The sequence below is a fragment of the Streptomyces sp. NPDC041122 genome (assembly GCF_055592445.1).
The window spans coordinates 544774-568660 of the sequence record NZ_JBVIYQ010000002.1 but is presented as its reverse complement, the minus strand read 5'-3'; the positions used below and the strand labels follow the sequence as shown (position 1 = coordinate 568660).

At 73.9% G+C, this 23887-nt stretch carries 15 protein-coding genes; 8 read left to right on the top strand and 7 right to left on the bottom strand.

Annotated elements, in window-relative coordinates:
* Positions 1-180 precede the first annotated feature (180 nt).
* Together ACZ6B8_RS08725 and ACZ6B8_RS08720 are read left to right on the top strand one after the other, a co-directional pair.
* Positions 181-1857: a PucR family transcriptional regulator gene (locus ACZ6B8_RS08725; protein ID WP_471077697.1), complete on the top strand. Its 1677-nt coding sequence runs from the start codon at positions 181-183 to the stop codon at positions 1855-1857.
* A gap of 171 nt (positions 1858-2028) precedes the next feature.
* A complete protein-coding gene (locus ACZ6B8_RS08720; protein WP_471077694.1) occupies positions 2029-2805 on the top strand; it encodes a hypothetical protein in 777 nt (258 codons plus the stop codon).
* A gap of 139 nt (positions 2806-2944) precedes the next feature.
* Here ACZ6B8_RS08720 and ACZ6B8_RS08715 read toward each other — a convergent pair whose 3' ends face one another.
* Positions 2945-3733, bottom strand: a complete 789-nt coding sequence (locus tag ACZ6B8_RS08715; protein WP_471606717.1) for a GntR family transcriptional regulator — start codon at positions 3731-3733, stop codon at positions 2945-2947.
* Positions 3734-3868: 135 nt separating this feature from the next.
* On the opposite strand from ACZ6B8_RS08715, the gene ACZ6B8_RS08710 reads away from it, so the two are divergent.
* From ACZ6B8_RS08710 to ACZ6B8_RS08700, 3 genes are all read left to right on the top strand, one after another.
* The gene (locus ACZ6B8_RS08710; RefSeq protein WP_471077688.1) at positions 3869-4732 is read left to right on the top strand and encodes a (2Fe-2S)-binding protein; all 864 of its coding nucleotides are present in this window, start codon (positions 3869-3871) and stop codon (positions 4730-4732) included.
* Positions 4733-5078: 346 nt separating this feature from the next.
* The gene (locus ACZ6B8_RS08705) at positions 5079-6206 is read left to right on the top strand and encodes an FAD-dependent oxidoreductase (protein ID WP_471077685.1); all 1128 of its coding nucleotides are present in this window, start codon (positions 5079-5081) and stop codon (positions 6204-6206) included.
* 215 nt (positions 6207-6421) lie between these two features.
* Complete coding sequence (locus ACZ6B8_RS08700) at positions 6422-7498, top strand: DUF2637 domain-containing protein (RefSeq protein ID WP_471606716.1); 1077 nt, start codon at positions 6422-6424, stop codon at positions 7496-7498.
* A 45-nt stretch (positions 7499-7543) separates the two neighbouring features.
* On the opposite strand, the gene ACZ6B8_RS08695 is transcribed toward ACZ6B8_RS08700, so the two are convergent.
* The gene (locus ACZ6B8_RS08695; protein WP_471077679.1) at positions 7544-8029 is read right to left on the bottom strand and encodes an ATP-binding protein; all 486 of its coding nucleotides are present in this window, start codon (positions 8027-8029) and stop codon (positions 7544-7546) included.
* Positions 8030-8206: 177 nt separating this feature from the next.
* Here ACZ6B8_RS08695 and ACZ6B8_RS08690 point away from each other — a divergent pair, with 177 nt between their 5' ends.
* Positions 8207-11251, top strand: coding sequence for an alpha-mannosidase (locus tag ACZ6B8_RS08690; RefSeq protein ID WP_471606715.1), 3045 nt, complete (start codon positions 8207-8209; stop codon positions 11249-11251).
* Between the two features lie 30 nt (positions 11252-11281).
* Here the strand turns inward: ACZ6B8_RS08690 and ACZ6B8_RS08685 are convergent, their stop codons facing one another.
* The 3 genes from ACZ6B8_RS08685 to ACZ6B8_RS08675 form a co-directional block, all read right to left on the bottom strand.
* Complete coding sequence (locus tag ACZ6B8_RS08685; protein WP_471077673.1) at positions 11282-13024, bottom strand: pyruvate dehydrogenase; 1743 nt, start codon at positions 13022-13024, stop codon at positions 11282-11284.
* 120 nt (positions 13025-13144) lie between these two features.
* Complete coding sequence (locus ACZ6B8_RS08680) at positions 13145-14839, bottom strand: protein phosphatase 2C domain-containing protein (protein ID WP_471606714.1); 1695 nt, start codon at positions 14837-14839, stop codon at positions 13145-13147.
* Between the two features lie 121 nt (positions 14840-14960).
* Positions 14961-18728, bottom strand: a complete 3768-nt coding sequence (locus ACZ6B8_RS08675) for a S8 family peptidase (RefSeq protein ID WP_471606713.1) — start codon at positions 18726-18728, stop codon at positions 14961-14963.
* A 227-nt stretch (positions 18729-18955) separates the two neighbouring features.
* Between ACZ6B8_RS08675 and ACZ6B8_RS08670 the strand changes: the two genes are divergently transcribed.
* On the top strand, positions 18956-19960 hold the full coding sequence (locus ACZ6B8_RS08670) for a helix-turn-helix domain-containing protein (protein WP_471077664.1): 1005 nt from the start codon (positions 18956-18958) through the stop codon (positions 19958-19960).
* A 41-nt stretch (positions 19961-20001) separates the two neighbouring features.
* Positions 20002-20484 carry a DUF456 domain-containing protein gene (locus tag ACZ6B8_RS08665; RefSeq protein WP_471077661.1) on the top strand — a complete coding sequence of 161 codons (483 nt, stop codon included), beginning with the start codon at positions 20002-20004 and terminating at the stop codon, positions 20482-20484.
* A 77-nt stretch (positions 20485-20561) separates the two neighbouring features.
* On the opposite strand, the gene ACZ6B8_RS08660 is transcribed toward ACZ6B8_RS08665, so the two are convergent.
* Positions 20562-21974, bottom strand: coding sequence for a DNA-3-methyladenine glycosylase 2 family protein (locus ACZ6B8_RS08660; protein WP_471607175.1), 1413 nt, complete (start codon positions 21972-21974; stop codon positions 20562-20564).
* 193 nt (positions 21975-22167) lie between these two features.
* Positions 22168-23322 carry a ribosome small subunit-dependent GTPase A gene (gene rsgA / locus ACZ6B8_RS08655; RefSeq protein ID WP_471606712.1) on the bottom strand — a complete coding sequence of 385 codons (1155 nt, stop codon included), beginning with the start codon at positions 23320-23322 and terminating at the stop codon, positions 22168-22170.
* Positions 23323-23887 lie beyond the last annotated feature (565 nt).

Sequence of the window (23887 nt, the reverse complement as noted above, 5' to 3'; positions counted from 1 at the left end):
AAACCATGAAGGAGTTGGCTGGCCAAGCCGCGCGTCTTGTAGATTCGTATGAAGAACGGGCCCCGGAAGCCTCGCGGGTTCCCCCCGAAACCCGGACCCACGCTGCGGCGCAGGGCTCCAGCGTTACAGAGCGCACATGTTTGTACACACCATTCGAGACAGATCGGCGGGCGACTCACCATGCGGCTGCGCGCACTCCTGGACACCGACGCGCTGGGCCTGCGGTTGCTCGGCGGCGAGGACGAGCTCGATCGCACCGTGCGCGGTGTGATGACCACGGACCTGCGGGACCCGAGCCGCTATCTGGCGGGCGGCGAGCTGGTCCTCACCGGCCTCGCCTGGCGCCACGACGCCTCGGACACCGAACCCTTCGTACGGATCCTCGCGAGCGCCGGCGTCGCGGCGCTGGCCGCCGGCGAGGCCGAGCTCGGCGACATCCCCGACGACATCGTTCAGGCCTGCGCCCGGCACCGGCTGCCGCTCTTCGCGGTCAACGAGTCGGTGGCCTTCGCGACCATCACCGAGCACGTGGTGCGGCAGGTCTCCGGCGAGCGCGCCGGGGACCTGGCCGCGGTGGTCGACCGGCACCGCCGCCTGATGACCTCGGGCCCCGCGGGCGGCGGCCCGGACGTCGTCCTCGACCTGCTCGGCACCGACCTGGACCTGCGGGCGTGGGTCCTCTCGCCCGCCGGCCGGGTGATCGCCGGGTCGGCCGCGGCGGGCACCGCCCTGCCCGGACCGCTCTGCGCACGCCTCGCCGGGGAGCACCTGGCGGCCGTCAGGACCGGCCGCCGGGGCCCGCACCGCGTGACGGTGGACTCGGTCACGTACTCGCTGTTCCCCATTCGGACCAGTGGGCGCGGAACAGCCGGCGCCTCGCGCGACGTGCGCGAGTCGGTGCTCTCGGACTGGGTGCTCGCCGTGGAGGCCGACGCGGGCGACTGGCCCGAGGAGCGCCTGGACCTGCTGCAGGGCGTGACGCAGCTGATCGCGGTGGAGCGGGACCGGCGCGACGCGTCCCGCACCGTGCGGCGCCGGCTCGCCCAGGAGGTCCTCGAGCTGGTGCAGACGGGCGCGGCGCCCGCGGAGATCGCGGCCCGGCTGCGCGTCGCCGCCCCGGTGCTGCTGCCCGGGCTCGGCACGGCGCCGCACTGGCAGGTCGTGGTGGCCCGGGTGGAGTGGGAGGGCGGCGAGATCGACGGCGGACCGGTCGCCCAGTCGCTCCTGGAGGAGATCCTCGTCGACCCGCTCTCCGCGGGCCCCGAGCCGTCCGACCGGATCGCGGTGGCGCACACCGGCGACGAGGCCATCGCGCTGGTGCCGCTGCCCGCGGTCCCCGGCGAGCACGACGGCGCGGAGCCGGGCCTGATCGCGGACTCGCTGCTCGCCTCCGTGCACGACCCGCTCTCGGCGGGCCTGGACGGCGACGGGCGCCTGACCCTGGGCGTCAGCGCTTCCGTGCACTCCGCGGAGGGGCTGCGCGGCGCCCTTGAGGAGGCGCGGCACGCCCGCCGGGTCGCCGCCGCCCGCCCGGGCCGGGTCTGCGCCGCCGGGCACCAGGAGCTGGCCTCGCACGTCCTGCTGCTGCCCTTCGTCCCGGACGACGTGCGCCGGGCGTTCACCGCGCGGCTCCTGGACCCGCTGCGCGAGTACGACTCGCGCCACCGCGCCGAACTCATCCCGACCCTGGAGGCGTTCCTCGACTGCGACGGCTCGTGGACGCGCTGCGCCGCCCGCCTGCACCTCCACGTCAACACCTTGCGCTACCGGGTGGGCCGCATCGAGCAGTTGACGGGCCGTGACCTCTCGCGCCTGGAGGACAAGCTCGACTTCTTCCTCGCGCTGCGCATGAGCTGAGGGAATGCCACGAGGGGCCGGCCGGGGGCGACAGGACGCCGGCCGGCCCCGACGCGTTTCCTTGCCCGCCCTTTGTGAATTCTTTCACCCAGCCTCTTGGCCCGGTGCCGCGATCCATGCTGAGATTCGCCCACGACTCAACAGCTCAATGGTGTGCTCGGGGAGGGCAACGTGGCGCATACCGCCATGTCTGGTACCGGAACGACCGCAGAGCACGATCCACTCCAGACCGCGGTATGGCGGCTGCGCTCACGCGGCTGCTGGACCGACGCCGCAGCGCTGCTCGCCTCGCGGGCGGGGGCCGCGGCGGCACTCCAGAGGACGGCGCTCCTCGTCGAGCGGTGCCTGTTCACCGGCGACGGCTGGGGTGAGGCCGAGGACGGCCTGCGGACCGCGGAGGCCATCGCCGAGGACGACGACGACCGCGGCGCCGCCGCCTGCGAGCGCGGCCAACTGGCGTACGCGTCCACCGTGTTGGGGGTACGGGACCGGGCCGACGAGGCACGGACGGCGCTCGGCCGGGCGGCAGCGCTGCTCGCCCCCAACGCGCCCGGACGGCCGCTCCTGGACTTCCGCAGGGGCCTGATCGCGGAACACATCTCCGACTCGCCACAGTCCGCGAAGGCCGCGTACCGCAGGGCGCACGCGGGCGCCACCGTCCACTCCGACCCACTGCTGCTCTCCTTCACCTGGCGCCATCTGGCCGGACTGGCCCTGCGCGAAGGGGAGTTGGCCGAGGCGCGGCACGGTTTCGCCGAGTCGCTGCGCATCCGCGAGGAGCTCGGCTACCTGGTCGGCACCGCGCCGGCGCTCGCCGCGCTCGCGGAGGCGGAGCCGGAGCCGGAGGCCACCCGGCTGCGCGCCGAGGCCACCCGGCTCTTCCGCCTCCTGGGCGGCGTACCGTCCTGGCTCGCCCACCATCTGCAACCGCCGGCCGCCGCGGTCTGACTCCTGGCCGGGACCCGGCTCCCGGCCATGGCCTCGGCTCCGGCCCGTCGCCCGAAGTCCCTTCCGCGGTCGCCCTGTTCGCCACCGGGGCGCCCGCGCAAGGGCCGTCGGCACGGTGCCGGGGCCTTCGTGACGAGGTTCAGCTCTCGGAGCCCGTGAAGTGCTCCTTGACCAGGGACGAGACCACGTCGAGCTCCTGGGCGGTGAGGGCTTCGAGGAGGGCCATGTGCTCGGCGGCGTCCGCGAGGAGGTCGGCACGGCGGCCCGCGACGGGGCCGCTGACCAGCGGCCACTGCGAGCGGCGGTGCAGGTCGTCCGCGACCTGCACCAGCTGCTGGTTGCCGGAGAGGGAGAGGACCGCGCCGTGGAAGGCGCGGTCGGACTCGGCGTAGTGCGCGAGGTCGCCGCTCGCCGCCGCGGCCGCGGTGGCCTCGGCCAGCGGACGCAGCGCGGCCCAGCGCTCCGTGGGCACCGTACGGGCCAGACGCAGCATCACCGGCACCTCCAGCAGGGCCCGTACCTCGGCCAGCTCCGCCAGCTCGCGCGTGCTGCGCTCGGTGACCCGGAACCCGCGGTTGGGGACGACCTCGACCGCGCCCTCGACGGCCAGCTGCTGCATCGCCTCGCGCACGGGGGTCGCGGAGACGCCGAAGCGCTCGGCGAGGGCCGGCGCCGAGTACACCTCGCCGGGCGCGAGCTCGCCGCCGACGAGGGCGTGCCGCAGGGCGGCGAGGATCTGGCCGCGCACGGAGGTGCGGCGGACCGGACGGCGGGGGCCCGGCACGGCGTGCGTCCGCTCCCGCGGAGCGGCGTCGCGCTCACCCGTCGCCTGGGCCGGCACCCGGACGATCGGCACCCCCGCCAGGGGCCGCCCGGCCGAGGGCTCCCCGGCCGGGGGCTCCCCCGCGCGTGCTCCGGTCTGCTCCACGACGTCCGTCCTGCCTGTGCCCGCTCCGAAAGGTCCGAGAGGCACCCTAGGCGGCCACGACCGGAGTTGAAACCTCGATCACGTCGGGTAAGGTAAGGCTAACCTGCTATCGATCGCGATTCGGTGGTCCTCCGCATGTCCGTCCCCACCTTGGCCGCACCCGCCCTGGGCGCCCCCAGTGCCGTAGCGGACTCCTACGCCCGCCTCTCCGAGGCGTACTCCGGACTGCGCGTGACCGAGCTCGCACCCGAGGAACGGACCCCACAGGGCGGCGGCTGGGTCTGTGCCGCCCGGCTCGCGGAGGGCGGGGCCGACCTCGACGCGTTCCTCGCCTGGGACAACGCCCAGGTCCTGAAGGACTACGGGACGCAGGCGCGGCCGGACGTGGTGGCGAGCTTCGGGCTGCACCGCTACGCCTGGCCGGCCACGCTGCTCATCACGGTCCCCTGGTTCCTGCACCGCCGCGTCCCGCGCTTCCCGGTCGCCAACGTCTCCTTCCAGCGGACGCTGGGCCGGATGGCGGTACGTACGGACTCTTTCGCGTGTCTTCCCGGCGACCCGGCCGCCGCGCTGCCCGGCGCCCGTGTCGTGCCCGACGAGGAGGCGCTGCGCGCGGAAGTGCGGGCCGCGGTCGCCGAGCACCTCGGGCCGCTCCTCGACGCCTTCGGCCCCCGGATGCGGCGCCGCTCGCGCGCCCTGTGGAGCCTCGCCACGGACGAGATCGTCGAGGGCCTCTGGTACGTCGCCCACCTCTTCGGCGAGGAGCAGCGCGCGGTGACGGAGCTGGAGCGGCTGCTGCCCGGAGCCACCAAGCCGTACGTCGGCACGGCCGGTTTCCGGGAGCTGACGGGACCCGACGGCGAGGCGCTGCCGACCCGGGACCGGGCGAGCTGCTGCATGTTCTACACGCTGCGCCCCGACGACACGTGCGTCACCTGCCCGCGCACCTGCGACGAGGAGCGCGTCGCACGGCTGAGCGCGGGCGCGGCGGCGAGCTGAGACGCCGGGTTCCTTCCCCTACCCGGCCGGTTTTCCCCGCCGGCCCGGTCGCCCGGCCATCGAACCGCTCCGGCCGCCACCGATGGGTGGTCCAGCACAGAGCGGTCGGCAGATGTGCCCGCCCTCGCGGAGCCGCCCCACCTGTCGGACACCTGTCGGTGCCGTCCTCCGCCTGTCGGTCGTCTGTAGGCCACCTGTCGCCGGACCCCGGGAGATTGAAACAGGTCGGAGTCGGTCGGCAACGCCACCGGACCGGCCTCGCATCGTCCCGGCCCACCGGCGCGGCACGCCCGGTGTGACCCGCCGCGTACCCGCCCCAGGGGCCACGGTCAGGAAGGAAGCCCTCATGACGCATGACATCACGATCATCGGCGCCGGACTCGGCGGCCTCACGCTCGCCCGCGTCCTGCACCTCAACGGCATACCGGCCGCGGTGTACGAGGCGGAGCCCTCCCCCGCCTCGCGCACCCAGGGCGGCATGCTCGACATCCACGACTACAACGGCCAACTCGCGCTCCAGGCAGCCGACTTGATGGACGAATTCCGCGAGCTCGTCCTGGAGGGCCGTCAGGCCATGCGGATCCTCGCCACCGACGGCACCGTCCTGCTCGACGAGGCGGACGACGGCACGGGCGGCCGTCCCGAGGTGCTGCGCGGCGAACTGCGGCAGACGCTGCTCGACTCGCTGCCGCCCGGCACCGTCCGGTGGGGCGCCAAGGTCACCGGCGCCCGCGCACTCGGCGGGGGCCGCCACGAGGTGGCCTTCGCCGACGGCACCACCCTCACCACCGGCCTGCTCGTCGGCGCGGACGGCGCCTGGTCCCGGGTGCGGCCGCTGCTGACGTCCGCCACCCCCGAGTACAGCGGCAAGTCCGTCGTCGAGACCTACCTGTTCGACTCCGACACCCGGCACCCGGCCACCGCCAAGACCGTCGGCGGCGGGTCGATGCTGGCGTACGCGCCGGACCGGGAGATCTTCGCGCACCGGGAGCGGGGCGACACCCTGCACGCGTACGTGGGGCTGACCCGCCCGGAAGACTGGTTCGACGCCGTCGACTTCGGCGACGGCGCCGCGGCCCGCGCGCGGATCGCCCGGGAGTTCGACGGCTGGGCGCCCGAACTCACCTCCCTGATCACCGACGCCGACCGCGCGCCGACCCTGCGCCGCCTCTACGCCCTGCCGGCCGGCCACCGCTGGGAGCGGGTGCCCGGGGTGACGCTGATCGGAGACGCCGCCCACCTGTCGATCCCGAACGGAGAGGGGGCCAACGTCGCCATGCACGACGGCGCCGAACTCGGCACGGCGCTCGCCGCCCGCCCCGACGACGTCGAGGCCGCCCTCGCCGCGTACGAGGAGGCCATGTTCCCGCGCAGCGCGGAGGCCGCCGCCTTCGGAGGACCCGACGGCCCCACGGGCGAGCCCGGGGAGCCGGTCCAGGACATGATCGCCGCGTTCTTCCAGCAGCAGTCCTGACCGGTCCACGCGAGCGGTTCACGCACCCGGTTCACGCAGCGCACGATTAATCGAACTCAACGCCCGGCTTTCCCCTGTGAGTTCGAGCAAAAGTGCGCCCTGCACGCTCCCTTGCACCCCCTTGGCTGCCTCTTGCCCCGAAACCCCCTGCGGGTCTTCGGGGTTGGGTCAATATGGCGCCCGTTACGCCCTACCGCAATGCAAGGGACCCCCAGATGAGACTGACCGATATATCGCTGGACTGGCTGCTCCCCGGCAGCGTCCTGCTCCTGGGCATGCTGGTGGCGGTGGCGGTGCTCACGCGCGGCAAGCGAGCCCACGACAAGACGGCCAAGGGGACCGCGGGCGACGACTCGTGGGAGCGCAGCGAGGAACGCCGCAGACGCAAGGAAGCCGTCTACGGAACCGCCTCCTATGTGCTGCTGTTCTGCTGCGCGGCCGTCGCCGCCGCGCTGTCGTTCCACGGCCTGGTCGGCTTCGGGCAGCAGAACCTCAGCCTCTCCGGGGGCTGGGAGTACCTGGTCCCGTTCGGCCTCGACGGCGCGGCGATGTTCTGCTCCGTCCTCGCCGTGCGCGAGGCCAGCCACGGCGACGCGGCGCTCGGCTCGCGCCTGCTGGTGTGGACGTTCGCGGGCGCGGCCGCCTGGTTCAACTGGGTGCATGCGCCACGGGGGTTGAGCCATGCCGGTGCCCCGCACTTCTTCGCGGGCATGTCGCTGTCGGCGGCGGTGCTCTTCGACCGCGCGCTCAAGCAGACCCGCAGGGCGGCGCTGCGCGAGCAGGGTCTCGTGCCGCGTCCGCTGCCGCAGATCCGCATCGTGCGGTGGCTGCGCGCGCCCCGGGAGACCTTCGCCGCCTGGTCGCTGATGCTCCTCGAAGGCGTCCGCACGCTGGACGAGGCCGTCGAGGAGGTGCGGGAGGACCGGCGCGAGAAGGAGCGCACCCGGCTGCGCAGGCGTGACCAGGAGAAGCTGGAGCGGGCGCAGCTCAAGGCGCTCAGCCGGGGTCACCGCACCTGGCAGGGCCGTGGCGGCGGCCGTCAGGTGGAGGTGCAGGCCGTCGCGTCGGCCGCCGGGTCCGCGCAGGTCGGCGCGGACCCTGCCATACCGGCGCAGGACCAGTTGCCGCTGCGCTCCCGACCCTCCCTCCAGGCCGTCAGGAACGGCCCTGACGGCACCGAACCCGTCGCCCCCGTCACCGTCGACCTGACGGCCGAGGACGACACCCAGGCGCTGCCCCGGCTCGACTCGCTGGAGCAGAAGCTGAAGGACCTGGAGCAGCAGTTCGGCTGACCGCGCCAGGACCACCTCGTCACCCGACGACGGCGGCGGCAGGGCTCACGCCGTGCCGCCGCCGTCCAGTTCGAACCACACCACCTTTCCCACGCCGTGCGCCCGTACGCCCCACGCGTCGGCGAGGGCCTGCACGAGGATCAGACCCCGGCCGTTCGTACCGCTGTCGGCGTCCGGTACCCGCGGCTCGGGGCGGCTCCCCACGAAGTCCCGCACCTCGACGCGCAGGCCGCGCGGGCCCACGGTCGCGGTGACGAACGCGTCGTGATCGGTGTGCACCAGTGCGTTGGTGACCAGTTCGCTGGTGAGGAGTTCGGCTGTCTCGGCGCGTCCCGGCTTCCCCCATGGCCGCAGGAACTCCCTCAGGGCCTTCCTCACCTCGGCCACCGCGCGCAGATCCGCCCTCCCCAGCCTGCGTGTGAACTGCTCACCGTCGGCTCCGCCACGCGTCGCGCCGGCTCTCTTGTCCCGTTCCTTCTGCGGGGTGGCCCCGATGCTCCCGGAGCCGCCCGCACGTGACTGGCTTGTCATGACCCCCGCCCACAAAGCGATGGCTCTGCCTCCTTGCTCGAACAACTTCACGGGATGCATGCCCCCCGCCAGGTGCGGCACGCTTGTCGAATCGTCAACCAATGGCGGGGGGTGCGCCCCGGGATCGGGGGGAAGTGAAGCGGAGAGCCCCACCTCCGAGCCTCCCGAGGAGCCCGAGTGCACGACGACCGACTGCTGGTGGAAGGCCGCCTGGAACGCGCGCTGCGCCAGTTCATCCGTCCCGCCCAGTACGCGCGGCGTACCCCGCTGACCCTCTCCGTCTGGCACGCGCCGGGCGAGCCGGTGCCCGTCGCGACCGCGCTGGAGGCGGCGTACGAGCCCTTTACGACCGGCACCGCATGGGGAAACCCCTGGTCCACCAGTTGGTTCAGGCTTCAAGGGCAGGTGCCCGACGAGTGGCGCGGGCGGCGGGTGGAGGTGGTGATCGATCCCGGCTTCAGCGAGGAGGGGCCGGGCTTCCAGGCGGAGGGCCTGGTGTACGACGCGACGGGCGTACCCCTGAAGGGTATTCACCCGCGCAATCGGCATATTCCGGTGGCCTCCCCCGCCCGGGGCGGCGAGGACGTGCACCTGCTCCTGGAGGCGGCGGCGAATCCTGCCGTTCTGCACGACTTCATGCCGACCCCGCTCGGTGACGTACTGACCGCAGGCAATGGTCCGATCTACCGATTCGCGTCTGCCGACCTCGCCGTACTGGACGAGGACGTATGGCGGTTGACCCTGGACATCGAGGTCCTCTCCGAGCTGATGCGCGAACTGGACGCCGACCGTCCGCGCCGCCACGAGATCCTGCGCGCCCTGGAGGACATGCTCGACGCACTCGACCTGCACGACGTCGCCGGGACCGCCGCCGCGGCCCGCGCCGAGCTCGCCGACGTCCTCGCGCGGCCCGCCCACGCCAGCGCGCACCGCGTCTCGGCGGCCGGGCACGCGCACATCGACTCGGCGTGGCTGTGGCCGCTGCGCGAGACGGTGCGCAAGGCCTCGCGCACCTTCGCCAATGTGACGGCGCTGGCCGAGGAGTATCCGGAGCTGGTCTTCGCCTGCTCGCAGGCCCAGCAGTACGCCTGGGTGAAGGAGCACCAGCCGCACATCTGGGAGCGCATCAAGAAGGCGGTCGCGGACGGCAACTGGGCCCCGGTGGGCTCGATGTGGGTCGAGTCGGACGCCAACATGCCGGGTGGTGAGGCGCTGGCCCGGCAGATCACGCACGGCATGCGGTTCTTCCGCGAGGAGCTGGGCGTCGAGACGGAGGAGATCTGGCTACCGGACTCCTTCGGCTACACGGCCGCCTTCCCGCAGCTGGCGAAGCTCGCAGGCGTGCGCTGGTTCCTCACCCAGAAGTTGAGCTGGAACCAGTCCAACAAGATGCCACACCACACCTTCTGGTGGGAGGGCATCGACGGCAGCCGCGTCTTCACCCACTTCCCGCCCGTGGACACCTACAACTCCCAGTTCCACGGCGCCGAACTCGCCCACGCAGAGCGGAACTTCACCGACAAGGGGCGGGCCTCGCGCTCCCTGGTGCCGTTCGGCTGGGGCGACGGCGGGGGCGGGCCCACCCGCGAGATGATGGAGCGGGCCAGGCGGCTGCGCTCCCTGGAGGGTTCGCCGCGCGTCGAGATCGAGAAGCCGTCGGCGTTCTTCGCGGCGGCCGAGGAGGAGTACGGGGCGCAGGCGCCCGTCTGGTCGGGCGAGCTGTATCTGGAGCTGCACCGCGCGACCTACACCACCCAGGCGGCCACCAAGCGCGGCAACCGCCGCAGCGAACACGCCCTGCGCGAGGCGGAGTTGTGGTGCACGGCGGCCGCGGTGCGCGATCCGGCGTACGTCTATCCCTACGACACCCTGGACCGGCTGTGGAAGACGGTGCTCCTGCACCAGTTCCACGACATCCTGCCGGGCTCGTCGATCGCCTGGGTGCACCGGGAGGCGCGCGAGACGTACGAGCGGGTCCTCGCCGAGCTCGACGAGCTGACCGCGGCGGCCGTCCGGTCGCTCGGCGCGGGCGGGCCCGCCGCGCTGAACGCCTCGCCGTACGCCCGCAGCGAGGTCGTCGACCCCGGCGACGGGACGCTGGTGCGCGTCGACGTCCCCGCGCTCGGCACCCGGAGCCTGGACGCCGCGCGGGACGCGGGCGCCGGGGCGGTGGCCCACACCACCGGCGAAACCATCCTGCTCACCAACGAGCACCTGAGCGTCACCGTCGACGCCGCCGGGCTCCTCACCTCGGTGACCGACCTGGACGCGAGGCGGGAGGTCCTCGCGGGCCCCGCCAACCTCCTCCAGCTGCACCCCGACCACCCCACGCACTACGACGCGTGGGACCTCGACCGGCACTACCGGCGCCGGCACACCGACCTCACCGACGCCGAGTCCGTCGAACTCGTCGAGGACGGGCCGCTGCGGGTCGCGGTACGCGTGGTGCGGTCCTTCGGGGCGTCGCGGATCACCCAGGAGATCCGCCTCGCGGCGGGCAGCCGGCGGGTGGACATTGTCACGGACGTCGACTGGCACGAGTCGGAGAAGGTCCTCAAGGCGGCCTTCCCGCTGGACGTGCACGCCGAACGGTCCGCCGCCGAGATCCAGTTCGGCCATGTGCACCGGCCGACGCACGCCAACACCGCCTGGGACGCGGCGCGTTACGAGATCTGCGCGCACCGCTGGCTGCGGGTGGCCGAGGAGGGGTACGGCGTCGCGGTGCTCAACGACTCCACGTACGGCCACGACGTGACGCGCACCGAGCACGACGGCGCCCTCGGCACCACCGTGCGGCTGACCCTGCTGCGGGCCCCGCACAGCCCGGACCCGGAGACCGATCAGGGCCCGCACCGCTTCCGTTACGCGCTGCTGCCCGGGGCGGACACCGGGGACGCCGTCGCGGAGGGGCTCGCGCTCAATCTGCCGCTGCGGGTGGCCGACGCGCCCGCCCTGGCGTCGCTGGTGAGCGTCGACCACCCGGCGGTCACCGTCGAGTCGGTGAAGCTCGCCGACGACCGCAGCGGCGATGTCGTCGTCCGTCTCTACGAGTCGCGCGGCGGGCGGGCGGCGGCCGTGCTCGGCACGTCGTTCCCGGTGGCCCGCGCGGAGGTGACGGATCTCCTGGAGCGGCCACTGCACGAGGCGGAGACCGCGGAGGCCGGACTCGCGCTGGCGCTGCGGCCGTTCCAGATCGTCACGCTGCGGCTGCGGCCCGCCTGAGCCGAGGCGACCCGGGTGCCGGGGCCGGTGTCACGGCCTCGGCACGTTCCGCAGGTTGGACCGGGCCATCTGCAGCATCCGGCCGACCCCGCCGTCGAGCACGATCTTGCTGGCGGAGAGGGCGAAGCCGGTCACCATGTCCGAGCTGATCCTGGGCGGGATGGAGAGGGCGTTCGGGTCGGTGACGATGTCGACGAGGGCGGGGCCCTTGTGCGCGAAGGCGTCCTTGAGGGCGCCCGCGAGCTGCTTGGGCTTCTCCACGCGCACGCCGTAGGCGCCCGCGGCGCGGGCGACGGCGGCGAAGTCCGGGTTGTGGTTGCCCGTCCCGTACGAGGGGAGACCGGCGACGAGCATCTCCAGCTCCACCATGCCCAGGGAGGAGTTGTTGAACAGCACCACCTTCACCGGCAGGTCGTGCTGGACGAGGCTGAGGAAGTCGCCCATCAGCATCGAGAAGCCGCCGTCGCCGGACATGGAGACGACCTGGCGCTTGCGGTCGGTGAACTGGGCGCCGATCGCCTGCGGCAGGGCGTTCGCCATCGAGCCGTGGCTGAAGGAACCGATGATGCGGCGCCTGCCGTTGGGCGTGAGGTAGCGGGCTCCCCAGACATTGCACATGCCGGTGTCGATGGTGAACACGGCATCGTCCGCGGCGAGTTCGTCGAGGACGGAGGCGACGTACTCGGGGTGGATCGGAACGTGCTTCTCGACCTTGCGCGTGTACGCCTTCACGACCCCTTCGAGGGCGTCCGCGTGCTTCTTCAGCATCTTGTCGAGGAACTTGCGGTTCGTCTTCGGCGTGACGCGCGGGGTCAGACAGCGCAGCGTCTCGCGCACGTCGCCCCAGACCGCGAGGTCCAGCTTGGAGCGCCGCCCGAGGTTCTCCGGCCGCACGTCCACCTGCGCGATCTTCACGTCGTCGGGCAGGAAGGCGTTGTACGGGAAGTCCGTGCCGAGCAGGATCAGCAGGTCGCACTCGTGGGTGGCCTCGTACGCGGCGCCGTAGCCGAGCAGGCCGCTCATGCCCACGTCGTACGGGTTGTCGTACTGGATCCACTCCTTGCCGCGCAGCGCGTGGCCCACCGGGGACTTGATCTTCTCGGCGAACTCCATCACCTCGGCGTGCGCGCCCGCCGTGCCGCTGCCGCAGAACAGGGTGACCTTGTCCGCCTCGTCGATCATCGCGGCGAGCCGCTCGATCTCCGTGTCGCCGGGGCGCACGGAGGGGCGCGAGGTGACCAGGGCGGTCTCGGGGGCCTTCTCCGGGGCGGGCTCGGCCGCGACGTCGCCGGGCAGCGACACGACGCTGACGCCGCTCCGGCCGACGGCGTGCTGGATGGCGGTCTGCAGCAGCCGCGGCATCTGCCGCGGCGTGGAGATCATCTCGCTGTAGTGGCTGCACTCGCGGAACAGCTGGTCCGGATGGGTCTCCTGGAAGAACCCGAGCCCGATCTCGCTCGACGGGATCTGCGCGGCGAGGGCGAGGACCGGGGCCATCGAGCGGTGCGCGTCGTAGAGACCGTTGATCAGGTGCAGGTTGCCGGGGCCGCAGGAGCCCGCGCAGGCGGCCAGCTTCCCGGTGATCTGCGCCTCCGCGCCGGCCGCAAAGGCGGCGGTCTCCTCGTGCCGCACCTGGATCCAGTCGATCCCCTTGGTGCGGCGGATGGCGTCCACGACCGGGTTGAGGCTGTCGCCGACGACTCCGTACAGGCGCTCGACGCCCGCGCGGACGAGGATGTCGACGAACTGCTCGGCGACGTTCTGCTTGGCCATGCTGTACGCACCTCTCGACGCCGGTGAGCCGTGGCTCACCCCATGTGACCCGTGGGACCGGTGTTCACTCGTGCCCCTGCCCGGTCGCTCCTCGGGTCCATGAAGTCACAGGTGCGGCGGTCATGCCTCCCAGACCGCGGCGGCGGTGCGGTCGTCGGCGTACCCCTTGACCCTTACCTGGATGTCGGCCAGGAACGCGGCGAGCCCCGGCGGACCGCTCTTCTCCCATCTGCGGGTGAGGTGTTCGGCCAGCTCGGGCTCGCCGCGCAGCGGTTCGGCGAGGCCTTCGCTGCACAGGACGAGGGCGTCACCCGGGCGGGCGACGGAGGCCCGGAACCGGAACGGCTCGCGAGGCGGCTCGGGCGCGGGTTCGTACGGGCTGGGCGGGGTGCTGATCCCGAGGTCCATGGTGAGGTGGTCGTCCTCGGGGAGCCGGCCTGGCGGCGAGCCGAAGCCGACCACGGCGTCGCCGGTGGCCTCGGCCACGCGGGGCTCGATGTCCTGCCACGCGCCGTCGCGCAGCCGGAAGAGGCCGCCGTCGCCGACACCGAAGAAGACCCGGGTGCGGCAGCGGGGGTCGGCCGGCAGGAGCAGGCAGCGCAGCGACGCGGCGTACTCCTCCGGCTCCAGGCCCAGGTCGGCGGCGCGGCCACGGAGTTTGCCGAGGCTGCGGTCGGTGAGCCGGTGCAGCCCCGACTTCAGGTCGCCGCGCCGGGCCGCCCTGAGGTCCTCGGCGAGCCGCAGGTGGCTGCGGCCCACGGCCCGGCCGATCCACCGGCACGCCTCGGCGGCGGCGCGGTGCGCTCCCGGGGTCGCGCGGGCGCCGGTGGCCATGGCGACGAGGACGAGGGCGTCCTCGCCGCTGCCGAACCGGGCGGTGAGCAGGGAGTCGCGCCGGGGCTCACCCCGGTACCGGGCGGAGTCCCCGCGCACGGAGGCGGCCCGCAGGACGCTGCTCCCGTACCGCGCCCCGTCGAGCACGGTGTCGGCGACAAGATCCCCGAGGTCGTCGGGGTCGGCGGCGGGCAACTCGGTGGGCTCGGCCTCGTAGGTGGGGGGTCCGTCCCCCACGTGCGGGAGCTGGGGGTCGAGGGGGGCGGGGGTGGGCCCGTCGGTACGGACTCCTCCGGTCGGGAAGGACACGGGGCCGACGGGGGCGGAGGGGGGCGGCGCCCAGGGTGCCGGGGCGGTGAAGGTGGGGACTCCCCTGCCCGAGCCCCGGCCCGGAGGTGAGGGCGGGGGTGGGGGTGGGGGTGCCTGCGGGGGTCGGGGCGGGTCCGGAGGCTCGGGCGGCACGGGTTCGGCGGGCGGCCCGAAGGACTCGGCCGGCGGGGCGGGCTCGGTGCGCGGGGCGGGTGGGAGGACAGGCTCGCCCGGCGCGGATCCGGCCCGCGGGGCGCCGGGCGGGCCGGGCTGCCCGCTCGACGGCTCCGGTACGTGCGGGGGTGCGGAGGGTGTGGACGCCGGGCGTCCCGCCTCCGGCGTCGAAGGCCCGGGCGGCTCGGTTCCCGGCGAGGCGAACCGCTCCGGTGGCGGGTCCGAGAGGGGTGCCGCACCCGCTTCGGGCGTCGCACCCACTTCGGGCTCCGCGCCCGCTGAGGGCGCCGCGCCCCGCCCCGGTGGCGCCCCCTCCGGTCGTGGCGCGGGGAGGGAGACGTCCGGCGCGGGGCACCCGACCGCGTCCGCCGCCGAGGCGAATCTGTCGTCGAGGGTGTCCCGCGCCGCCGCGGGCCCCGTGTCCGGCGCCGCGTCGTCGTACAGCTGTCCCCACCAGTCGTCGTCGCGATCGGTTGGCCTGTCCCCCTGCTGGCTCATGCCCCTAATTTTCCACCGCGAGGGCCGTACGAAAACGGTTCTTCCGGAAATTCCGGCCACCACGGAGACCGCCGGGCGGGCCCACCCCCCACGGGAGGACCGCCCGGCGGGGCCGGTGTGACTACCGCACGTCGTAGGCGCGGGCCACGGTCTGGGTGACGGAGTTCCCGCGGGCGTCCGTCAGCCGGGACTTCAGCCAGACCTGCTTGCCGGAGGCGCCCGCGTGGTCCACGGTCGCGCGCCATGTGCCGTCGTGCTCGGCGGTGGTGGCCGCCTGCCACGTCGTGCCCTCGTCGTACGAGTAGGACAGCTCCGCCTTCGTGAGCGGGCCCGGCCGGTAGCCCGCGTGCCCGGTGGCGCCGAGTTCAATCCGCAGACCGTCCTTCGCGGGCAGCGTCTTGAGGCCGTCCTCCGGGAGACGGTAGGTGGGGAAGAGCATCGGGATGCCCTGCGAGTAGGCGTCCTCGTCCAGGTGCGAGCGGAACGACCAGGTCGTCTCCGTCCCCTGCGAGCGGTGCCACACCCGCGAGCCGATCTTCTGCGTGGTGAGGGTCAGTTCGTACGCCGAGTCCTCCGCCGGTACCGTGAACACCCCGGACGGCCAGCCCGAATCGCCCACGATCTCGCCGTTCCGCTTGAGCTGTACGGAACCGATGTCGCCGAAGCTGCCCTGGATGCCCGCGTGTTCGGCGTCCGACCAGAAGCCGGGCGCGACCCCGATCAGGTTGCCCTGCCGCTCCCCGGCGAGGGCCGGCTCGCCCGCGGCGTCCCGCGGGGTGCCCGGCACGAGGACCCCGTCGTACCAGGTCTCCGCGCGCCGTTCGCCCTTCTCGTACGTACGCACCGGGTCGATCATGAACTCGCCGTACGGGAAGCTGCTGGAGACCTGGTGGCCCCAGCCGGTCGTGCCCGCCGAGTAGTACTCGGTGCGCTTGCCGGGTGCCGGGACGGACGCCAGGTCGGCGAAGTAGACCTCGACGCCGCTGGGGCGGACGGCCGACGGCAGGTCCACGTAGTCCGTGGCCTCCCCCATCGCCCGGTACGTCGCCTTGTTCGCGGCGAGGTCCCCGTCCCGCACCCGGTAGGTGCGGTCGTCGCGGATTTGGCCCGTTTCGGGGAACGCCAGGTTGTAGACGTAGGGGCTCTTGGCCGTCGCCTTCCACGTCAACTGGACCTGGCCCGAGTGGAGTCGGGCGAGCAGCGCGTCGGCCTCGGCCGTCGGGAGGCCGAGGACCGGCAGCGGGGAGCCGACGAAGCCGGCGGAGGGGTACCAGCGGCCGGCGGCCTTGCGGTGGGCGAGGACGGCGACCGCGCCCGCCTTCTTCGCGTCGTTCGCCACGCCCGCGGCGTCACCGCTGTCCGGGACCTCGACGAGGGCGATCTTGCCCTTGACCCCGGCGGCGGCGAGTTCGGCGGGGGTGCCGGACCTGGCGTCGACGAGGACCGCGCGCCCGCTGCCGTCCAGGTTGGCGGAGCCGGTCGACGCCGTCACCGGGTGCAGCGAGGGGCCGCCCGCGACGGCGAGCCGGGAGATCTGCGGCGCGGCGGCCCGCCAGTAGCTGCCGGACTCGAAGGTGCCCTGCGAGGGCCTGCCCTCGACGGACCGGTAGTAGGAGCGGACGGTGCGCGGCCCCGCGGCGGTGCCCGCGTGCAGCCAGTTGTCCCTGCCCCAGGTGCGCGAGAAGGCGAGGGTGGCGCCGCGTACTTCGGACGCCTTGTCGGTGCGGACCGTCAGCCGGTGCGCCGTGCGGGCGTCGAGCGTGATCGTCGTGTCCTTCTTGATCTCGACCTGGGGGCGGGCGAGATGGGTGAGGGAGTCGACGAGCTTCCCGTCGCCGTGCGCGTCGGGCGTCGCGATGAACCCCGTCAGGAAGTAGGCGCCGGGGCGCACTTGGTACGTCTGGTCGTCGGCGCCCTCGTTGAAGCGCCGTTCGCCGGTCGCCGTGTCGGTGCCGATGAGGTCCACGGACGACGCCCCGTCGGCGGGCCTGCCGTTGCGGTCGACGAGCTTCACGCGGAGGCTGACGGTCTCCGGCTGCACGTAGAGCGAGAAGGGCGTGGAGACGTGGCCGCCGCCGTCGGTCTCGGCGAGCACGCGGCCCGTGATGTCGCCGTACTGGGCGCGCTTGAGGTCCGCGTCGGGGCTGAGCTCGAGCGGCACCTGGACGGTGGCGCCGGCCGGGAGCGTCACGGAGCGCTTGCCGAGCCGCGCCACTTCGGAACCCACGGCCGAGCCGTCGTTGCCGGTCACTCCCGCCACCGACAGCTTCACCTTCACTGTCTTGTCGGTGGTGTTGGTGTAGGGGACGCGGACCGTGGTGCGGTCGGAGGCGTCCTGCGGCCAGCCGAAGCTGCCGCCCCGCACGGCGGGCGAGCCGAGCACCTGCTGGTCGATCGCGGCCTTGACGTCGAGCCGTCCGCCGCCGGTCTCGCGCGCGTCGCCGGGGACGCCGCTGTCGGCGGACGAGACGAGGGCCGCCTTGATCTGCTGGGCGCTCCAGTCGGGGTGGCGCTGCTTGACGAGGGCGGCGGCGCCCGCGACGTGCGGGGTCGCCATCGACGTACCGCTCATGGACTGGTACGCGTAGACGCCGCGCCCGCCGGCCGCCGCGGCGGAGATGCCGACACCGGGGGCGGCGATCTCCGGCTTGAGCGTGTGCGAACCGTACGCCGGGCCGCGGCTGGAGAAGGCGGCCGTGGTGTCGTCGCGGTCGACGGCGCCGACGGTCAGGACGCCGGGCGCGCAGCCGGGCGAGGAGACCGAGTTGAGGCTCGGGCCGGTGTTGCCCGCCGCGATGACGAAGAGGGTGTCCTTCGCGGACCGCGCGAGCTCCTCGGTCGCGGTGCTCATCGGGTCGGTGCAGTCGGTCTGCGCCGGGTTGCCGAGGCTCATCGAGACGACGTCGGCCTTCTGGCCGACGGCCCACTCCATGCCCGCGATGATCCAGGAAGTGGCCCCGGAACCACTGTCGTTCAGCACCTTGCCGTGCAGCAGCTCGGTGCCGGGCGCGACGCCCTTCTTCTTGCCTCCGCTCGCCGCGCCGGAGCCGCCGACGGTGGAGGTGGTGTGGGTGCCGTGGCCCTGGCGGTCGTCGTTGTCCGGGGAGTCCGTGAAGTTCTTCGTCGCGCCGAGGCGGCCCTCGAGGTCGGGGTGCCCGGCGTCCACTCCGGTGTCGAGCACGGCGACCTTGGTGCCCTTGCCGTCGTAGCCGGCGGCCCAGGCCTCGGGGGCGTGCACCTGCTTGGTCGACCTGTCGAGGGTGGCCTCGACCTTGGCGTCGAGCCAGAGCTTCCGCACGTCGGACGCGGCGCGTGACCTGGAGGACGTGATGTCCGCCCAGAAGGCCGCCGCCTTCTTCTTGTCGGCCTTCAGGGCGACGCCGTCGACGGGGTCGAGGACGAGTCCGCGTGTCGCGCCCCGCGGCATGACGGGCACCGCGCGCGCGACGTCGACGGACTTGTCGTACACCGCGATGAGCGGCAGCTGCTTGGCGTGCGCGTCGTCGTAGCCCTGGCGGACGAGCCCGGTGACGTTGAACAGTTGCTCGTCGACGAGGCCTTGGGAGAGGGCGTGTTCGGCGCCCTCGGGGTAGACGTACAGGTCCTTGCCGGACTGCCGGGTCTGGATCAGCGGCGCGGTGCCGTCGGCGCCGGGCAGCGCGACGGCGCCCGCTCTCCCCTTGCCGTCGGACGTCACGAGGATCCGGTCGCCGGTGACGAGCGTGACCACGGATCCGCCCCCGCCGCGTGCGGCGCCCTGGGGCACGCTCCCCGCCAACGGCGGTCGCTGCGACGACGGTTGTGGCTCGGCCACGGACGGGACGGCCGCGGTGACGGCGAGGACGACGGCGGACGCCGCCCCCCATGCCGTACGCGATATCGGGCGCATCGCTCTCCCAGGGTTGACGGTCGACGGGCACGCGGAACCACGGGCCGGTAGGACCCGAAGGCCGCACAACCGGCCACGGTTGGTGCTGCGGTGGCGTCACCTTGGCAGAGAGACGGGTGGTGCGGGGATGATGTCCCGGGGCGGGTTTACGCCGTGGCTCTTTCCCGCCACGACACCGTCCGAGCAGAGCCTTTTCGGAAACGGAGCCTGGGGAGGGACGTCGCCGCATGCTGGCAGCGATCGGTCTGGACGAGACGCACGAGTCGGCGTACCGGGCGCTGGTGTCGGTGGGCGCCGCCGACGTCGCCGACCTCGCGCGCCGGCTCGCCCTCGGCGAGCCGGAGACCGAGCGGACCCTGCGCCGCCTGGAGCGGCACGGCCTGGCCGCGCAGGCGTCCGGCCGGACCGGCCGCTGGGTGGCGGCGCCGCCCGGGGTCGCGCTCGGCGCGCTCCTCGCCCAGCAGCGCCACGAGCTGGAGAAGGCCGAACTGGCGGCCACCCTGCTCGCCGAGGAGTACCGCGCGCAGGCCGCGGAGCCCGCCGTCCACGACCTGGTCGAGGTGGTCACCGGGGCGGCCGCGGTCTCGCAGCGCTTCCTCCAGCTGCAACTGGGCGCGGGCGAGGAGGTGTGCGCCCTGGTGACCGGCAGTCCCGTGGCGATCACGGGCACCGAGAACAGCGCCGAAGAGCAGGCCGCGGGGCGCGGGGTGCGCTACCGGGTGGTCGTCGAGCGCGCCGTCCTCGACCTGCCGACGGGCATCGTCGAGCTGTCGACGGCGCTCGGCCGCGACGAGCAGGTGCGGGTGGTCGACCGCGTCCCGACCAAGCTGGTGATCGCCGACGGCTCGCTCGCGATGGTCCCGCTGACCTCGCGCACGGCCGAGCCCGCCGCGCTCGTCGTGCACGCCAGCGGCCTGCTCGAATCACTGTCGGGCCTCTTCGAGGCGGTCTGGTCCCAGGCGCTGCCGCTGCGCCTCGGCGAGGACGGCGGCACGCCCCGCGAGGTCGCCCCCGAGGGCCCGGACGGCACGGACCTGGAGATCCTCTCCCTGCTCCTGGCGGGTCTGACGGACGCGAGCGTCGCCAAACAGCTCGACCTGGGGCTGCGCACGGTGCAGCGCCGGGTGAAGCGCCTGATGGAGCTGACGGGCGTCACGACACGGCTCCAGCTGGGCTGGCACGCCTACGAGCGGGACTGGGTCTCACGGGGCGCCCGCCCGCCCCAGGACTGACCTGACCTGCGGCTTCGCCCTGTCTGGTGCAGGCTGGACAGATGGGAGCGTGGGAACTCCTGCTGGTCGGGGTGGTCATGCTGCTCGGCCTGTGCGGAGTGCTGGTACCCGGAGTGCCCGGCTCGTGGCTGGTGTGGGCCGCGGTGCTCTGGTGGACCCTGCACGACCCGAACGGCCTGGCCTGGGGCATCCTCGTCGGCGCGACCGTGGTGCTGCTCGCGGCCCAGGCCGTGCGCTGGCAGCTGCCGCCCCGCAGGCTGCGGGAGAGCGGCGCCACGCCCCGGATGGCGGTCTGCGCCGGTGCCGGGGCGCTGGTCGGCTTCTGCGTGGTGCCGGTGATCGGCGCGATCCCCGGCTTCATCGGCGGGATCTACGCGGGCGAGCGGCTGCGGCTCGGCCGGCACGGTGAGGCGGCGGCGTCGACGCGGAACGCGATGCGGATGGGCGGGAGCAGCGTGCTGACGGAGCTGTTCGCGTGCCTGCTGATCGTGGGGGCGTGGCTGGGGGCGCTGCTCTGGGGCTGAGGGCGTCCGGGCGGGGGGCTGAGGGCGTCCGGGCGGGGGCAGGCTCCGCTCCTGTGCGTGCCGCTTCCGGGGTCGGGTCAGCTGTCGGTGGGCGGCTGCCAGGTCAGGTGGCGCAGGGCGTACGAGCGCCAGGGGCGCCAGGCGTCGACGGCCGCCTCCGGCTCGCCGGGCAGCGCCACGTCGGGGTCGCCGAGGGCCCGCATGCGGATGAGGGCGACGGTCCGCGCGTCCAGGCCGGGCAGGGCACGCAGCGCCGCCTCCGCGTCGTCGCGGTCGGCACCCGCGTCGAGGCGCAGGGAGCCGTCGGCGAGGGCCGCGGCCAGCGCGCCCGGGGGGCCGGGTTCGCCGACCAGGTCGGCCGGGGCGGGGAAGACGTGGGTGAGCTCCCCGCACGCGGCGTCGAGCACCTTGCCGTACCGCGCCACGAGCCGTGCGGCCCCCGCGCGGCCGACGAGCGCGCGCATCGCGAACTCGTCCGGGTCGGCGGCGCCGGGCGAGCGCAGGCCCGGCCGGGCGGCGACGAGCGGGGCGAGCCGGGGATCGGCGCCGAGCCGCTCGTCCACGGCGTACGGGTCGGCGTCGAGGTCGAAAAGCCGGCGGAGCCGCTGGACGGCCGTGGTGAGGTCGCGCAGATCGGTCAGGTGCAGCCGGGCGTCGAGCCAGCCGCCGCGGTGCACGGCGTCGGTGCCCGACCCGCCGCCGGGCGCCGTCGCGGAGTCGTGCTGCGCTTCCTCGACGGCCACGATGCCGGTGCCGTACGGGAGCCGGAGCGTACGCCGGTAGGTGCGGGCGCCGCGCGCCCCGCCGATCTCCTCGATCCCGGGGACGGCCTCGTCGGCGAGCAGGTCGAAGACGGCGTCGGCGCGGTAGGGGCCCCGGTGGGCCAGGCGGAGTGGGATGCCGGCGGCGGGCGTGGGGCGCGCGGTGCCGCGCCGGGGGGCGGCGGCGCGCAGGGCGGTGGGCGTGAGCGCGTACACCGCCCTGATGGTGTCGTTGAACTGGCGGACGCTGGCGAATCCGGCGGCGAAGGCGATCTCCGTGATCGGCAGGTCGGTGGTCTGCAGCAGGACGCGGGCGGTGTGGGCGCGCTGGGCGCGGGCCAGGGCGACCGGGCCCGCGCCGAGCTCGGCGGTGAGCTGGCGCTGCACCTGCCGGGCGCTGTAGCCGAGCCGCAGGGCGAGGCCGGGCACGCCCTCACGGTCGACGACGCCGTCGCCGATCATGCGCATGGCGCGGCCGACGACGTCGGCCCGCACGTTCCAGTCGGCGGAGCCGGGGACGGCGTCCGGCCTGCACCGCCGGCAGGCCCGGAACCCGGAGGTCTGGGCGGCGGCCGCGGTGGTGTAGTAGCGGACGTTCTTCCGCTTGGGGGTGACGGCGGGGCAGCTGGGCCGGCAGTAGATGCCGGTGGTCCGGACGGCGAAGAAGAACTCCCCGTCGAACCGGGCGTCCCGGCTGCGGACGGCTTCGTACCTGGTGTCTTCATCGATCACACCACCATTGTGAGCGCGATACGGGGCATCGGCTGGCGGCTTTCGGACACGACGCTGGGAGCCCGGAGGGGGCGGGCGCCCCTTAGGGGCCGCAGGCCCCTAAGGGGCGCGGGGAACGGCGCGCCCAGCCACGACGAGCCCGCGGCTCCCCACACACCCCACCAGCCCCGCACCGCCAAACCGCCCAACCTCAGCGCACGCGCCCCCGCTTGAGGTCCAGAGCCGCCCGCCCCTCCGCGCCCCGCAACCGCCACTGCCGCCGCATCTCCGCGCGGGCCCGCGCGTCCGTCTTGGCGACGATGCGCTGATTCTCGCGGAGCAGCTTGCGATAGCTGTCGAGGCGGCGCTCGGACAGCGTGCCGTCCTCGACGGCGGCGAGCACCGCGCACCCCGGCTCCGCCGCATGCGCGCAGTCGTGGAACCGGCACCGCTGCGCCAGCTCCTCGATCTCCGAGAACACCTGCCCGACGCCGCTCTCGGCGTCCCACAGACCGACCCCGCGCAGCCCCGGCGTGTCGATGAGGACCCCGCCGCCGGGCAGCGGGATGAGGTTGCGGGTCGTCGTGGTGTGCCGGCCCTTGCCGTCGACGTCCCGGATCGCCCGGACCTCCATGACGTCGGCCCCGGCGAGCGCGTTGGCCAGCGTGGACTTGCCGGCGCCGGACTGCCCGAGCAGCACCGACGTGCCGCCGGAGACGACGGCGGCGAGGACGTCGACGCCGTCCCCGGAGGTGGCGCTGACCGGCAGCACCTGCACGCCGGGCGCCGTGGTCTCGACGTCCTCGACGAGATGGCCGAGGGTGACGGCGTCGGGCACGAGGTCGGCCTTGGTGAGCACGACGACGGGCTGCCCGCCCGACTCCCAGCCGAGCGCGAGGAACCGCTCGATGCGGGCGAGGTCGAGCTCGGCGGCGAGCGAGACCGCGATGATCGAGTGGTCGACGTTGGCGGCGAGGATCTGCCCCTCGGACCGCTTGGACGAGGTGGAGCGCACGAACGACGTACGCCGGGGCAAGTACGCCTGCACGTAACGGGGATCGCCGCCCGCGGGGTCCACGGCGACCCAGTCGCCGGTGCAGACGACCTTCAGCGGGTCGCGCGGCGTGACGAACTCGGTGTCGGCCCGTACGGTCCCGTCGGCGGTGAGGACGTCACACTGCCCGCGGTCGACCCGGACGACGCGTCCGGCGACCAGTCCTTGCGCGGCATACGGGGCGAACTCGGCCTCCCAGCCCGCGTCCCAGCCGTACGGGGCGAGGGGATGCGGGGCGGACGGGGCCCCGGAACCGCCCGCGAGGGAGGCGGAGAACGGAAGAGAAGAGGAGAAGGAAGAGGAGGAAGACAAGGGGTGACCCTTCACAGGGTGGCCCCGGCGTCCGCGCACGATCGGCGCGGGAGGAGAGTCAGGTCAGCCGGAGGCCACGGAGGTGGACTTGACGAACTTCCGGATGCGGGCAGCGCCCACCGCAGCGACAGCCATCGGTCACACCTCCAACTCCTGCTCGGCCGAACCGAGTCGCCGTACGGCGACTCGGGGAACACCAGAACCCTAACCACACCCCCACCCCGACACCACCGATTTATTTCGACGCCCTTTCCTGCCCTTCCCCCGGGCCCTCCCCCGCGTCCCGACCGGCCGAATCCGGTACCCGGAGGCCGGAAACCGTGCCCGTAAACCGACGTCGTGAGGGGCCGGCAACCCCGCGTGGGCGTCACGGCACCTCTCGCGAGCGGCGCCGCCGAGGGGTGCCCCGCCCCCCGACACCACCGCGCCGACCCGCAGATCCGGGGCCCACCACCCCCGCCCACCGCGGCCCCGCACCCGCCCCGTCAGCCATAGACGCAGGCAGGTTGCGCGGAGGGGGTGATTCCGGACAGATGTCCGGGCGCGGTGAACTGGCCGGTCTTGC

Coding starts and splice junctions, on each gene's coding strand:
- ACZ6B8_RS08700 (WP_471606716.1), top strand. CDS start 6,422: ATGAGACTGACCGATATATCGCTGGACTGGCTGCTCCCCGGCAGCGTC.
- ACZ6B8_RS08670 (WP_471077664.1), top strand. CDS start 18,956: ATGCTGGCAGCGATCGGTCTGGACGAGACGCACGAGTCGGCGTACCGG.
- ACZ6B8_RS08665 (WP_471077661.1), top strand. CDS start 20,002: ATGGGAGCGTGGGAACTCCTGCTGGTCGGGGTGGTCATGCTGCTCGGC.
- ACZ6B8_RS08685 (WP_471077673.1), bottom strand. CDS start 13,024: ATGGCCAAGCAGAACGTCGCCGAGCAGTTCGTCGACATCCTCGTCCGC.
- ACZ6B8_RS08675 (WP_471606713.1), bottom strand. CDS start 18,728: ATGCGCCCGATATCGCGTACGGCATGGGGGGCGGCGTCCGCCGTCGTC.
- ACZ6B8_RS08705 (WP_471077685.1), top strand. CDS start 5,079: ATGACGCATGACATCACGATCATCGGCGCCGGACTCGGCGGCCTCACG.
- ACZ6B8_RS08680 (WP_471606714.1), bottom strand. CDS start 14,839: ATGAGCCAGCAGGGGGACAGGCCAACCGATCGCGACGACGACTGGTGG.
- ACZ6B8_RS08725 (WP_471077697.1), top strand. CDS start 181: ATGCGGCTGCGCGCACTCCTGGACACCGACGCGCTGGGCCTGCGGTTG.
- ACZ6B8_RS08710 (WP_471077688.1), top strand. CDS start 3,869: ATGTCCGTCCCCACCTTGGCCGCACCCGCCCTGGGCGCCCCCAGTGCC.
- ACZ6B8_RS08695 (WP_471077679.1), bottom strand. CDS start 8,029: ATGACAAGCCAGTCACGTGCGGGCGGCTCCGGGAGCATCGGGGCCACC.